This is a genomic window from Agrococcus pavilionensis RW1, assembly GCF_000400485.1.
Lineage (GTDB): Bacteria > Actinomycetota > Actinomycetes > Actinomycetales > Microbacteriaceae > Agrococcus > Agrococcus pavilionensis.
The window spans coordinates 56,829-69,199 of record NZ_ASHR01000026.1; the positions used below are offsets into that span (position 1 = coordinate 56,829).

General features: G+C 72.0%; 12 protein-coding genes and 1 tRNA gene. 2 read left to right on the plus strand and 11 right to left on the minus strand.

Translation table 11 applies throughout. The features are described from left to right. Position 1: 1 nt before the first annotated feature. From pstA to L332_RS23490, 6 genes are all read right to left on the minus strand, one after another. The gene (pstA, locus tag L332_RS23465) at positions 2–1,084 is read right to left on the minus strand and encodes a phosphate ABC transporter permease PstA (RefSeq protein WP_021010744.1); all 1,083 of its coding nucleotides are present in this window, start codon (positions 1,082–1,084) and stop codon (positions 2–4) included. Positions 1,085–1,087: 3 nt separating this feature from the next. Further along, positions 1,088–2,023 carry a phosphate ABC transporter permease subunit PstC gene (pstC, locus tag L332_RS23470; protein WP_021010745.1) on the minus strand — a complete coding sequence of 312 codons (936 nt, stop codon included), beginning with the start codon at positions 2,021–2,023 and terminating at the stop codon, positions 1,088–1,090. A 106-nt stretch (positions 2,024–2,129) separates the two neighbouring features. After that, positions 2,130–3,245: a phosphate ABC transporter substrate-binding protein PstS gene (gene pstS, locus L332_RS23475; RefSeq protein ID WP_021010746.1), complete on the minus strand. Its 1,116-nt coding sequence runs from the start codon at positions 3,243–3,245 to the stop codon at positions 2,130–2,132. Between the two features lie 309 nt (positions 3,246–3,554). Further along, positions 3,555–4,100 (minus strand): hypothetical protein, encoded by a 546-nt coding sequence (locus tag L332_RS23480; RefSeq protein WP_021010747.1) that lies wholly within the window; start codon positions 4,098–4,100, stop codon positions 3,555–3,557. Positions 4,101–4,185: 85 nt separating this feature from the next. Then, on the minus strand, positions 4,186–4,815 hold the full coding sequence (locus tag L332_RS23485) for a hypothetical protein (protein WP_021010748.1): 630 nt from the start codon (positions 4,813–4,815) through the stop codon (positions 4,186–4,188). A gap of 44 nt (positions 4,816–4,859) precedes the next feature. Beyond that, the gene (locus tag L332_RS23490; RefSeq protein WP_021010749.1) at positions 4,860–7,388 is read right to left on the minus strand and encodes an HAD-IC family P-type ATPase; all 2,529 of its coding nucleotides are present in this window, start codon (positions 7,386–7,388) and stop codon (positions 4,860–4,862) included. A gap of 128 nt (positions 7,389–7,516) precedes the next feature. Between L332_RS23490 and L332_RS23495 the strand changes: the two genes are divergently transcribed. Continuing rightward, a tRNA-Lys gene (locus L332_RS23495) sits at positions 7,517–7,589 on the plus strand. Positions 7,590–7,610: 21 nt separating this feature from the next. Continuing rightward, positions 7,611–8,243, plus strand: a complete 633-nt coding sequence (locus tag L332_RS0115355; protein ID WP_031223803.1) for a GyrI-like domain-containing protein — start codon at positions 7,611–7,613, stop codon at positions 8,241–8,243. 3 nt (positions 8,244–8,246) lie between these two features. Here L332_RS0115355 and L332_RS23500 read toward each other — a convergent pair whose 3' ends face one another. From L332_RS23500 to L332_RS23520, 5 genes are all read right to left on the minus strand, one after another. Continuing rightward, a complete protein-coding gene (locus L332_RS23500) occupies positions 8,247–9,098 on the minus strand; it encodes a MetQ/NlpA family ABC transporter substrate-binding protein (RefSeq protein WP_235045083.1) in 852 nt (283 codons plus the stop codon). A 39-nt stretch (positions 9,099–9,137) separates the two neighbouring features. Then, positions 9,138–9,809, minus strand: a complete 672-nt coding sequence (locus tag L332_RS23505) for a methionine ABC transporter permease (RefSeq protein ID WP_021010751.1) — start codon at positions 9,807–9,809, stop codon at positions 9,138–9,140. Beyond that, positions 9,810–10,580 (minus strand): methionine ABC transporter ATP-binding protein, encoded by a 771-nt coding sequence (locus tag L332_RS23510; RefSeq protein WP_021010752.1) that lies wholly within the window; start codon positions 10,578–10,580, stop codon positions 9,810–9,812. It lies immediately after the preceding gene. A gap of 122 nt (positions 10,581–10,702) precedes the next feature. Then, complete coding sequence (locus L332_RS30105) at positions 10,703–11,317, minus strand: PepSY domain-containing protein (RefSeq protein ID WP_021010753.1); 615 nt, start codon at positions 11,315–11,317, stop codon at positions 10,703–10,705. Positions 11,318–11,385: 68 nt separating this feature from the next. Beyond that, the gene (locus L332_RS23520) at positions 11,386–12,318 is read right to left on the minus strand and encodes an aldose 1-epimerase family protein (RefSeq protein WP_021010754.1); all 933 of its coding nucleotides are present in this window, start codon (positions 12,316–12,318) and stop codon (positions 11,386–11,388) included. Positions 12,319–12,371 lie beyond the last annotated feature (53 nt).

Genomic DNA, 12,371 nt, shown 5'->3' on the forward strand with positions numbered 1-12,371 from the left:
GCTACCTTCCGGCCTTCGGGGCGAAGAAGTGGGCGATGAGTCGCGCCACGATGTTGAGGATCATCACGATGAGGATGAGGATGAGCGCCGCCGCCCACGCGCGGTCGAAGTACGCCTGCTCCTGGACACCCGGACTGACGTACTGGTTGTAGGCGAACACCGGCAGCGTCATCATGCGGCCATCGAACACGTTGTAGTTCATGTTCGTCGTGAAGCCGGCGATGATGAGCAGCGGCGCCGTCTCGCCGATGACGCGGGCGACGGCGAGCGTCACGCCCGTGACGATGCCGGCGAGGGCGGTGGGCAGCACGACCTTCGCAATCGTCAGCCACTTCGGCACGCCGAGGGCGAGGGATGCCTCCCGCAAGTCGTTCGGGACGAGCTTCAGCATCTCCTCGGTCGAGCGCACGACGGTCGGGATCATGAGCAGGCTGAGGGCGACCGCGCCGCCGATGCCCGAGCGCACGCCCTCGCCGAAGAAGAGCGCGAAGAGCGCGTAGGCGAAGAGCCCCGCGACGATCGAGGGGATGCCCGTCATGACGTCGACGAAGAACGTGATCGCCTTCGCGAGCTTGCCCTTGCCGTACTCGACGAGGTAGATCGCGGTGAAGATGCCGACCGGCACCGAGATGATCGCCGCCCACAGCGTCACGAGCAGCGTGCCGACGATCGCGTGCAGCACGCCGCCGCCCTCGCCGACGACGTTGCGCATCGAGTAGGTGAAGAACTCGAGGTCGAAGCGCGCCAGTCCGTTCGCGACGACGGTGACGACGAGTGAGACGAGCGGGATGAGCGCGAGCAGGAAGGCGCCGGTCACGAGCCCGGTGACGAAGCGGTCGGTGGCCTTGCGCCCGCCCTCGATGAGCTGGCTCACGACGGTGATGGCGACGAGGTAGAGCACGAAGCCGATCACGGCGGTCGTGACGATGCTGAACTGGGCGCCCGATGCGCCCGCGATGAGGCCCGCGACGGCGGCGCCGACGAGGAGCGCGGCGAGCAGGGTCGCCCACGGGCTCCATCGCGGCAGCTGGCCGGCGGTGAGCGGGTTCTGCGCCTGGCGCGGCGCGCTGATGGTGGTGGTCATGGTCTAGCGACCTCCGTCGACGGTCGTCTTGGCGATGATCCAGCGCGAGATCGCGTTGACCAGCAGCGTGATCGCGAAGAGCACGAGGCCCGAGCCGATGAGCATGTTGACGGTGATGCCGTGCGCCTCGGGGAAGCGCAGCGCGATGTTCGCCGCGATCGTCGAGGGGTTCTGGGAGCCGACCACGACGAAGGTCACGGCGCCCGCCGAGGCGAGCACCATCGCGACCGCCATCGTCTCGCCGAGCGCACGCCCGAGGCCGAGGATCGAGGAGGCGATGATGCCGGAGCGGCCGTGCGGCAGCACCGCCATGCGGATCATCTCCCAGCGCGTCGCGCCGAGCGCGAGCGACGCCTCCTCGTTCAGGCGCGGCGTCTGGAGGAAGATCTCGCGGCACAGCGCGGTGATGATCGGCAGCACCATGACCGCGAGCACGATCGCCGCGGTGAGGATCGTGCGACCCGTGCCGGAGGCGGGCGGCGAGAACAGCGGGATCCAGCCGAGGTTCTCGGCGAGCCACGCGTAGGCCGGCTGCATGAAGGGCGCGAGCACCGCGATGCCCCACAGCCCGTAGATGACCGAGGGGATGGCGGCGAGCAGGTCGATCGCGTAGCCGAGGATCGAGGCGAGGCGACGGGGCGCGAAGTGGGTGATGAACAGCGCGATCGCGATCGCCATGGGCACGGCCATGACCATCGCGAGGAACGCCGACCACAGGGTGCCGAACGTGAGCGGCCACACCCAGGCCCAGAAGCTGTCGTCATCCGGGAGCGGCCCGATGATCGCGGGCACGGCCTGCGCGACGAGGAAGATCGCGACGCCGGCGAGGGCGATGAGGATGAGCACGCCGGCGGTCGTCGAGACCGCCTTGAAGATGACGTCGGCCGGACGGTTCGGAGCCGAGGCTCTCGTCGTCGCGGCCGGTGCTGCGGTGGTCATGGGGCTCCAGCGAATTCGGGTGGGCCGGTCATGGCGACCGGCCGGGGCGACGAGCGCCCCAGCCGGTCGGTGCGGCGAGGTGCCGCGGGGTCTCAGACCAGTATGACTACTGGATCGAGTCGACGACCGCGAGGATCTCGTCGCGCAGCTCGTCCGAGATGGGCGCGTTGCCGGCGTTCTCCTGGCCGGCGGCCTGGCCCTCCTCCGACGCGACGTAGCTCAGGTAGGCCTTGACGAGCTCGCCCGCCTCGGCGTCCTGGTACTCGCTGCACGCGATCGCGTACGAGATGAGCACGAGCGGGTAGACGCCCGCCTCGGTCGTCGTGCGGTCGAGCTCGACGGCGATGTCGCCCTCGTGGCGGCCCTCGACGCGCGGCGACGCGTCGACCGCCGCGGCGGCGGCGTCGGCCGTGAACGGCACGTACTCCTCGCCGACCTTGAGCGCGACCGTGCCGAGGTCGCCCGCGCGCGAGGCGTCGGCGTAGCCGATCGTGCCGGTGCCGTTCGAGACGGCGTCGACGACGCCCGAGGTGCCCTGGGCGCCCTCGCTCGTGCTGTAGACCGACGACGGCCACGTCTCGAACACGCCCTCGGTCCAGTCGGCGGCTGCGGTCGCGGCGAGGTACTCGGTGAAGTTCTCGGTCGTGCCGGAGTCGTCCGAGCGGTGGACGGGCTGGATCGGGGTCGCGGGCAGCTCGACGCCCTCGTTCTGCTCGGCGATCGCCGGGTCGTCCCAGCTCGTGATCTGGCCCGAGAAGATCTTCGCGATCGTCGAGGCGTCCATGTTGAGCGAGTCGACGCCCTCGACGTTGAAGATGACGGCGATCGGCGAGATGTAGACGGGCAGGTCGACCGGGAGGGTGTCGGGCACGCACGCGCCGAACTCGCCCTCGAGCTCCTCGTCCTTCAGGTAGGCGTCGGAGCCGGCGAACGAGACGCCGCCGGCGATGAACTGCTCGCGGCCCGCGCCGGAGCCGGCCGGGTCGTAGGTGACGTTGACGTCGGGGTTCTCGGTCTGGAAGCCGGCGATCCAGGCCTCCTGGGCCGCACCCATCGACGAAGCGCCGGCGCCCGCGAGGTCGCCGGAGAGCGACGAGCCTGCGGCCTGCGAACCCTCGGGAGCGGCCTCGTCGGCTCCGGACTCGTTGGCGGCGCAGGAGCTGAGCAGGAGCGCGCCTGCTGCGGCGACGACCGCAGCGCGGCCGAGCTTCGTGAACTTCACGGTGTTCCCTTCGGAAGGTCGGTGCAGGGCTGGGGACCCTGGGTCGGCACGCATCCGCGCGCCTCGACCACGGTAGGAAGGCCGGGTGGCGCGAAGCCGCCCTCGAGGTGAACAGCCGGTGAACTCGGCCGCAGCGCGCGAAGGCGCCGGGGAACGATGGAGCCGGGCCGCGAACGCCTCTCGGCGGAAGGCCGCTCGAAGCGGCGAATATTGGAGCCCGGGGTTACGCGGCCCGGCTGTTCCAGGGTAGCGAGCGCGATGCCGACACGCCTGGGCGTGCGCTCAGCGCGAACGCGATGGGCGGATGCGTCAGCGCACGTCGACGACGACGTCGTCGACCGCGGGGTACCCGTAGGCGGAGCGGAGCACCACGAGCTCGGGGTCCACGCCCTCCGGCAGCTGGATGAGCGCCCTCGCGCCGGTGAACGCGTCGTCCATCGCGAAGAAGATGTCGTTCTCGGCGGTCGCGTGCAGCGTATCCTCCCAGGCGTACCGCTCGCCGTCGCTGCCGATCACCGACATCTCGAACAGCGACGAGAAGTCGACGCCTCCCTCGACCCGCTCGCCATCGACGAGGAACGCGATGAAGCGCGTCCCGCTCTCGGGCGAGCCCGCCTCCATGGGCGGGTTCTCCTCGATGCCGGTCACGGCGAACGACCACGTGTCGCCCGCGTTGTCGTCGACCGTCACGGTCTCGCCGAGCGCCGCGTTCGCCTCGCCGGCGGGGGCGCCGGCATCCGGGTCGGCGGGCTGCACGGGCGAGGCCGGGATCGCCGGCGGCTCGGGGATGCACCCGGTGAGCACGAGCGCGCCGGCGGCCAGGACGAGTGCGGCTGCGAGCGGACGGCGTGCCATGGCGATCTCCGATTCCGACCGCGACCCGTGCGCGGACCGCTTCAGCCTACGGCGTCGATCGGATGCGTCGGGCGAGCCGGGCGGGTCAGGCGAGCGAGTCGTCGCGCCACAGGCGCGCGCACACGCGCAGGTCATCGGCGACGTCGGTGAGCGCGGCGGCGAGCCGCGTGCGCTCGCGCGCCCGCTCCGGGTTCGTCGGCTCGTCGACGTGGGCCGACTCGACCGCTCCCGCGGCCGTCACGACCGCGAAGGCCGCCGCGCGGTCGAGGGCGAGCGCGAAGTCGCCGGTGAAGACGCCGCGGAGGATCGTCTCGGAGAGCGAGCGCAGCTCCTCGGGGCTCGCCGGGGCCGGCACGCCCGCGACGACGGGCGCGGCCGTCTGCAGCGCATCCGCCCCCTGCTGGTAGAGCACCGCCGCTTCGGCCGAGCGCTGCGTCACGAGCGCGTGCAGCAGGTTGACGCGCCAGAGCGCGCCGGGCAGCGAGTGCGGTCGCGCGTGCGACCAGAGCTCCGCGACCGTGTCGATGCCGTCCTCGCGCGCGAGCTCGAGGATGCGCTCGACCACCTCGGGGTCGGCGCCGCCGCGCACGCGCGAGAGCAGCGCCTGCGCGGTGTCGGCCGCGAGCTGCAGCCGCAGCACCGGGTCGACGTCGCCCTCGACCCGCTCGAACCAGTCGTTCGAGAAGCGGGTGGGGCGGTGGAAGTCGTCGGCCATCGCCCACCATCATCGCGGATGCCGCCTGTGCGCGGCAGGTCCGCCTAGGTCGAGCGCACGATCGCGGGCGGCAGCTTCGGGGCGAGCCGGTGCCACACCTCGATGAGCGCGCTCGCGGCGAGGCCGATCGCGATCGACCACGCGATGATGGGCGTCGGCGGCAGCTGGAACTCGAAGAAGTCGCGCACGATCGGCACCGTCACGGCCGCGACGAGGCCCGCGATCATGACCGCGACGATGAGTGCGCGCACCGCGGTGAAGGGGCGGCACGCGATGCCGAGCACCCACAGCCCGCCGACCGTGAGCGTGAAGACCGCGGCCGTCTGCACCTGCCGCTCGTCGAGCCCCGCCTCGCGACCGAGCATCGTCGCGGCGACGACCGAGAGCGCGATCGTGATGCCGGAGGGCACCGTGAACCGGAGGCTGCGGAAGAGGAAGCCCGGCACGTAGCGCGTCGCCGCGGGCATGAGGGCGAGGAAGAAGGCGGGGATGCCGATCGTGAGCCCGTCGGTCGCCGAGAGCTGCCGTGGCAGGAACGGGTACTGCATGAGCAGCGCGCCGAACACGAGCGCCATCGTGAACGCGTAGGTCGTCTTCGTGAGGAAGATGCGCGAGACGCGCTCGATGTTCGCGATCACCTGCCGGCCTTCGTCGACGACGCGCGGCAGGTGCGAGAAGCGGCCGTCGAGCAGCACGAGCCGAGCGACGGCCTTCGTCGCCGCGGCGCCCTCCCCCATCGCGATGCCGAGGTCGGCAGTCTTGAGCGCGAGCGCGTCGTTCACGCCATCGCCCGTCATCGCGACCGTGCGGCCCTGCGCCTGCAGCGCCTCGACGATGCCGCGCTTCTGCCCAGGGGTGACGCGGCCGAGCACGTGGTGCTCGGCGAGCACCGCCGCGAGCGCTTCCCCATCGCTGGGCAGCTGCCGCGCGTCGAACGCGTCGCCCTCGAGCGGCACGCCGACCTGGCGCGCGACCGCCCCGACGGTGCGCGGGTGGTCGCCCGAGAGGATGCGCACCTCGACGCCCTGCTCGCGGAAGTAGTCGAGCGTCGCGGGCGCGTCGTCGCGCACGTGCTCGCCGAACGCGAGCACAGCGACCGGCGTCAGCGGCGGCAGCTCGAGCCGCTCGGCCTCGTCGGGGTCGATGGGATGCGCCGCGCGGCCGAGCACGAGGGCGCGGCGACCGAGGGCGGCGATCTCGAGCGCCCGCCGGGCGGCCGGGCTCTCGCCGTCGTCGCCGAGCACCGACTCGGGAGCGCCGAGCACCCACGTGCCGCGCACGGCTCCGCCGTCGAACGCGACGGCGCTCATGCGGCGCGCCGAGGAGAAGCCGATCACGGCGCTCGGTCGCAGCGCCGGGTCGGGCAGCAGCGGCCGGATCGCGGCGGCGGTCGCATTGGCGTTCTCGTCGTGGCCGAACCAGGCGAGCGCGAGCGGCCACGCGCCCGAGGCGCGCTCGAGCGCGGTCGCCGGGACGGCATCCGTCACCGACCCGTCGGCGCCGATCGGCGTCGCCTCGAGCAGCTCGATGTCGCCCTCGGTGAGCGTGCCCGTCTTGTCGAGGCAGATGACGTCGACGCGCGCGAGGCCCTCGACGGCCGCGAGCTCCTGCACGAGCACCTGGCTGCGGGCGAGCTTGACGGCGGCGACGGCGAAGGCGATCGACGTCATGAGGATGAGGCCCTGCGGCACCGAGGCGGAGATCGCCGCGATCGCGAGCACGACCGCGTCCTCCCACTCGCCGCTCGCGATCGCCGCCTCCCAGCCGCCGCGCGCCTGCATCTGGCCGTTGAGCACGATCGCGATGAGCGGCACGAGCGCGATCGAGATCCACTTGACGACCCGGTTGAGGGCGCTGCGCAGCTCGGAGTGCACGAGCGAGAAGCGGCGCGCCTCGGCGGTGAGCTTCGCGGCGAAGGAGTCGCCGCCGACGCTCGTGAGCTGCACCGCGGCCGAGCCGGAGGAGACGGCCGAACCCGAGAGGACGCCGTCGCCGGCGTGCTTGAGCTGCGGCTCCGACTCGCCCGTCAGCAGCGACTCGTCGAGGTCGATGCCTTCGGTCGCGACGATGACGCCGTCGGCGGGCACCTGGTCGCCGCGGCGCAGCAGCAGGATGTCGTCCTGCACGAGCTCCTCCATCGCGACGTCGTGCTCCTCGCCGTCGCGCAGCACGGTGCTGCGGGCGACGTGGAGCAGCGCGAGGTCGTCGAGCTTGCGCTTGGCGCTGTACTCCTGCACGACGCCGATGAGCACGTTCGAGATCGCCGCGAACGAGAAGAGCGCGTCCTGCCAGCGGCCGAGCACGAGCAGCACGGCGGTGCACACCGCGATGACGAGGTTGAAGAGCGTGAAGAGGTTGGCCCGCAGGATCGAGGCGAGCGAGCGGCTCGAGGCGTTCGCGAGCCGGTTGACGCGGCCGTCGGCGACGCGCTCGGCGACATCGGCCGCGGTGAGCCCTCGCGCGGGATCGGTCGTCGAGAGCAGCCGCTGCCGGTCGGGGTCGCCGACGAGCGTGCCGGCGCCCTCGTCGGGCTCGTCGGCGATGCGGGTCGCGGTGCGCGCGGGCGTGTTCACAGGCTGCGGCTTCCATCGGTTGCGGGGACGCGACAAGCCTGACGGATGGTCGGCCCGCTCGACAGGGTGCAGGCCCGAAGATCCGCCTAGCGGTTGACCCTCCCTTCGCGCACCTATCCTGGAGCGACGGGCCTGTAGCTCAGTCGGTAGAGCATCGGACTTTTAATCCGCTGGTCGTGGGTTCGAGCCCCACCGGGCCCACTGCCGATCGCGAGGAGCGCGATGACCGCGAAGATCGACCTCAAGCGGCAGCTGGATGCCTACCGCGCGAAGCAGGGCGAGGTGCGCTTCGTCGACGTGCCGCCGCTGTCGTACCTCGCGATCGACGGGCACGGCGACCCGAACGGCCCCGCTTTCGCCGAGGCGGTCGCGGCGCTCTACCCGCTCGCGTACGCGCTGAAGATGGCGAGCAGGCGCGAGCTCGGCCGCGACTTCACCGTCATGCCGCTCGAGGGGCTCTGGTCTGCCGACGACTGGTCGTCGTTCACGGATGCGCGCGACAAGACCCGGTGGGACTGGATCCTGCTCATCCTGCAGCCCGACTGGATCGACGAGGCGATGCTCGAGGCGGCGCGCGAGCGGGTCGCCGCGAAGGGCGCGCCGGAGGGTTCCTCCGCGGCCCGGCTCGCCGACGTCCGCCTCGAGCGGCTCGAGGAGGGCCGCTGCGTGCAGACGCTCCACGTCGGAGCGTTCGACGACGAGGGTCCGGTGCTCGCACGCATCCACGACGAGATCCTGCCCGCCCACGGCCTCCGCCCCCGCGGGCGCCACCACGAGATCTACCTCAGCGACGCCCGCAGGGTCGAGCCGGCCAGGCGGCGGACCATCCTCCGCCAGCCGGTCGAACCCGCGTGAGGCCTAGAACGCGACCTCGATCGTCTCGTTCGACTCGATCACCTCGCGCACCTCGTCGCTCGTGAAGGCCTCGATGAGCGCGGCGGTCGCCTCGGAGTCGGCGTCCTCCTCGCGCACGACGACGTGCAGGGCGAAGGTGTCGTCGAGCTCGGTGATGAGGCCGTCGTCCTCCGGGTTGAGCCCGAGCGCCGAGATGTGCGAGGGCCACTGGAAGACGAGGTCGGCCTCCTCGTAGGCGGTGTTGAGCGAGCTGATCGGGATCTGCAGGAACTCGAGCTCCTTCGGGTTCGAGGCGATGTCGTCGACCGTCGCCTCGTAGGGGTCGACCGCCGGGTCGAGCTCGATGACGCCCTCGCTCGCGAGCAGCTTGAGCGCGCGGCCGGTGTTGGATGCGTCGTCGGGGATCGCGACCGTGCCGCCCGTCGGGAGGTCGGCGATGTCGTCGAGGGTCTTCGAGTAGAAGGCGATGACGAAGTTGTAGACCGGCTGCACGCCGGTGAGCGTGCCGTCGTTCGCGGCGTTGAAACCCTCCATGTAGGGCACGTGCTGCGAGAAGTTCGCGTCGATCTCGCCGTCGTTGAGCAGCGTGTTCGCGGTGACGTAGTCGGAGACCTCGACGAGCTCGATCTCGAAGCCGTCGCCGATCGCCTCCCCCGCAGCCTCGACGACGTCGGTCATGGGCGACGTGACCGCCGCGACCTGGATGGTCGTCGGCTCGGCGGCCGCGCCGTCGCTGGCGCCGGGGGCGTCCGCCTGCTGGGCGCCGCAGCCGGCGAGGAGGAGGGCGGATGCGGTCGCGGCGGCGAGGAGGGCGGCGGAGCGCTTCGTGGTGGAGGGCACGGTGTTGGAACGCACGGTGATCCTGCTTTCTTCGGTGGTTGGAGGTCGGGCGGCTCAGCGGCGGTCGAGCCGCACGGAGATGCGATGGCCGATGCCCTGCAGCGCGAGCACGCACACGACGATGACGGCGATGGTGATGTACATGAGCGCGTCGTTGTACTCCTGGTAGCCGTAGCGCATCGCGAAGTCGCCGATGCCGCCGCCGCCGACGACGCCGAGCACCGTCGAGTACGAGAGCAGGCTGATCGACGCCGACGTGAGCGCGTAGACGAGCCCGGAGCGCGCCTCGGGCAGCAGCACGCGCAGCACGGCCTGCGGCACGGTCGCGCCCATCGTGCGCGCGACGAGCGAGATGCCCGGCGGGATCTCGCGCAGGATCTGCTCGACGAGCCGCGCGTAGATCGCGACCGCGACGAAGCACAGCGGCAGGGTCGCGGCCTGCGTGCCGAAGCTCGTGCCCATCACGGCTCGCGTGAACGGGATGAGGAAGACGACGAGCAGCAGGAACGGGAAGGAGCGGACGATGTTGATGTACATGTTCGCGACCGACCACACCGGGCGGTGCTCGGCGAGGCCCCCGCGGGCAGTGAGGAAGACGGTCATGCCGAGCGGGAGCCCGACGAGCACGGCGGCGAGGAGCGAGACGACGAGCATGTAGCCGGTCTCGGCGAGCGCCTCGAGCATCGCGTCGCCGTGCTGGGCGAGCAGCTCCGTGATCCACTCCACCTACATCAGCTCCCGGCGGACCTGCTCGCGGTAGCTCGGCATCGACCGGTAGTCGCTGCGGGCCACGGTGAAGAGCTCGCGCACCGCGCCGCGCTCGAGCAGGGCCGCGCGATCGCACAGCGCCTTCACGACGTCGAGGTCGTGGGTGATGACGATGACGGTCGAGCCGAGCTCGTCGCGCGCCCTCGCGAGCACGCGCAGCACGTCGGCGGTCGTGGTGGTGTCGAGCGACGAGGTCGGCTCGTCGCACAGCAGCAGCGCCGGCCGCGCGACGAGCGCTCGCGCGAGGCCGACGCGCTGCCGCTCGCCGCCGCTCAGCTGCGCCGGATAGTGGCCGCCGCGATGGCCGAGGCCCACGAACTCGAGCATCTCGTCGACAGCCGGGGCCTGCGCCGCTCGCGAGGGCCGCTCGCTCCGAGGCGAGAGCTGGAGCGCGAGGCGGACGTTGTCGCGCACCGTGCGGCTGCTGAGCAGGTGGATGCCCTGGAAGACGACGCCGATGTCGCGCCGGAGCTCGCGGAGCCCGCGCCTGCCGAGGGCCCCGACGTCGCGGCCGGCGACGGTGACGCGGCCGGCGTCCGGCACGACGAGCCCGCTGAGCACCTGCAGCAGCGTCGACTTGCCCGCGCCGCTCTCGCCGATGACGCCGAAGATCTCGCCGCGGTGGATCGTCAGGTCGACGTCGTCGAGCGCCGGGCGGGGGTCGTCAGCGCCGCGGTAGCGCTTCGAGACGGCGGCGAGCTCGACGATCGGCGCGCCGCTCGCTTGCATGGTCCGCCTGCTCCCCGTCGCCGGCGGCGCCCGCCGATCGCTATTTCTGTACCGGGATCAACTATAGCGCCGCCGGCATGCGAAGGCCGCCCCGCGCCGTGCGGGGCGGCCTCGCGCGAGCGTCAGATGCCGTCGACGCGGAGGATCGAGCCGTCCGCGATCGAGACGAAGACCTCGCCGCCGTCCTCGAACGAGACCTGCCACGCCTGCGCGTCGCCCTCGTCCTCGAGCGAGGCGTCGTCGAAGGCGCTGCCCTCGCCGATCTCGTCGGCCGCCGCCTCGAGGGCCTCCACGAGGGTGATGCCGGCCGCGTCGAGCGCGGCGCGGTCGTCGGCGTCGACCTCCTCAGCGTCGTCGGAGGTCGAGACGATCGACGAGCCGTCGCCGCTCACGATCACCGTGATCTGGCGCGTGCCGTCAGCGATGTCGATCTCCCAAGCGCGGTCCTGGTCCTCGTTGTCGATCTCGTAGGCGACGCCGCCGGTCTCCTCCTCGGCGCGCTCGATCGCGGCGATCGCCGACTCGATGCCCTCGATCCCGCGACCGGACTCGCTCGGCTCGGCGCTCGAGCCGCTGCCGCTCTCGCTCGCGTCGGGCACGGCGCTCGTCGCGACGGGCTCGGGTGAGCGCTGCGGCTGCTGGTTGCCGGCCTCGCCGCTGCACGATGCGAGGGCGAGCGTGCCGGTCGCTGCGACGGCGATGAGCAGAGGGGCGCGGAGCTTCGTGTCGATGGCCATGCGGTCGACGCTAGCCACGGCGGGTGGGAGGCGAGTGGGAGCCGACTGGGAGCCCGGATGCCGCCGACTCAGATGCCGACCGGCGCGATCCCCCAGCGGCCGCGCCACGACTCCCCCGGCTCGAGCCACACGAGCCCGTGCCCCGAGTTGAGCGCGTTCGCGGGCGCGCTCATCGGTTCGACGGCGACCGCGTGCCGGGGGCCGTCCGGCGCGGGGAACTCGCGCGGCGTGAAGACGACCGTGTACGGGAAGGCGTCGTCCTGCCACAGCTCGACGCCGCGCCCGCGCTCGTCGAGCAGCGTCGAGGTCGCGACGCCGTCGATGAAGTCGAGCCCGCCGTAGTTGTGGTCGATGTCGAGCTCCGACAGCCGGCGGCCTGTCCGCAGGTCGGGCGCCGACGCATCCATCGCGTCGACGAGCGTCTCCTCGGTCGGGATGAGGTCGACGGCGTTGAACACCCGCTCGGCCGGCACGGTGAGGGTCAGCTCGTCGGCCGGCGTGCCGCCGACGGCGAGGAACGGATGCGCGCCGCACGCCCACGGGGCGCGCCCGGCGCCGCCGTTGATCGCCTCATGCGTGACGACGAGCCCGTCGTCGGTGAGCTCGTACGCGACGAAGGTGTCGATGAGGAACGGGAAACCGGCCTGCGGGTAGATCGTCGCCTGCAGCAGCACGCGCGACGCCGACTGCTCGAGCAGCCGGTAGGGCGCGAAGCGCAGCAGCCCGTGGCTCGCGTTGCCCTTGTCGCGCTCGGTGATCGGCAGCCGCTGCACCTCGCCGTGCAGCCGCCAGTCGCCGCCCGCGACGCGCCCGCCCCACGGGGCGAGCACGATGCCCTGCGCCTTCGCGGGCCGGGCGTCCTCCGGGAACGGCTCGACGAGGTCGAGCCCCTCGATCGTGAGCTCGCGCAGACCCGCCGCGACCTCGGTGATGGTCGCGCGCATCCGCTTGCCCTCGACGTCGTGCGCGATCGTGAACTGCTGTCCGGTGGGAGGCCGCATGCCGCGAGCATAGGAGATGCCGCGCACTTCTCGGCTGTCCCCCACTTCTCCCG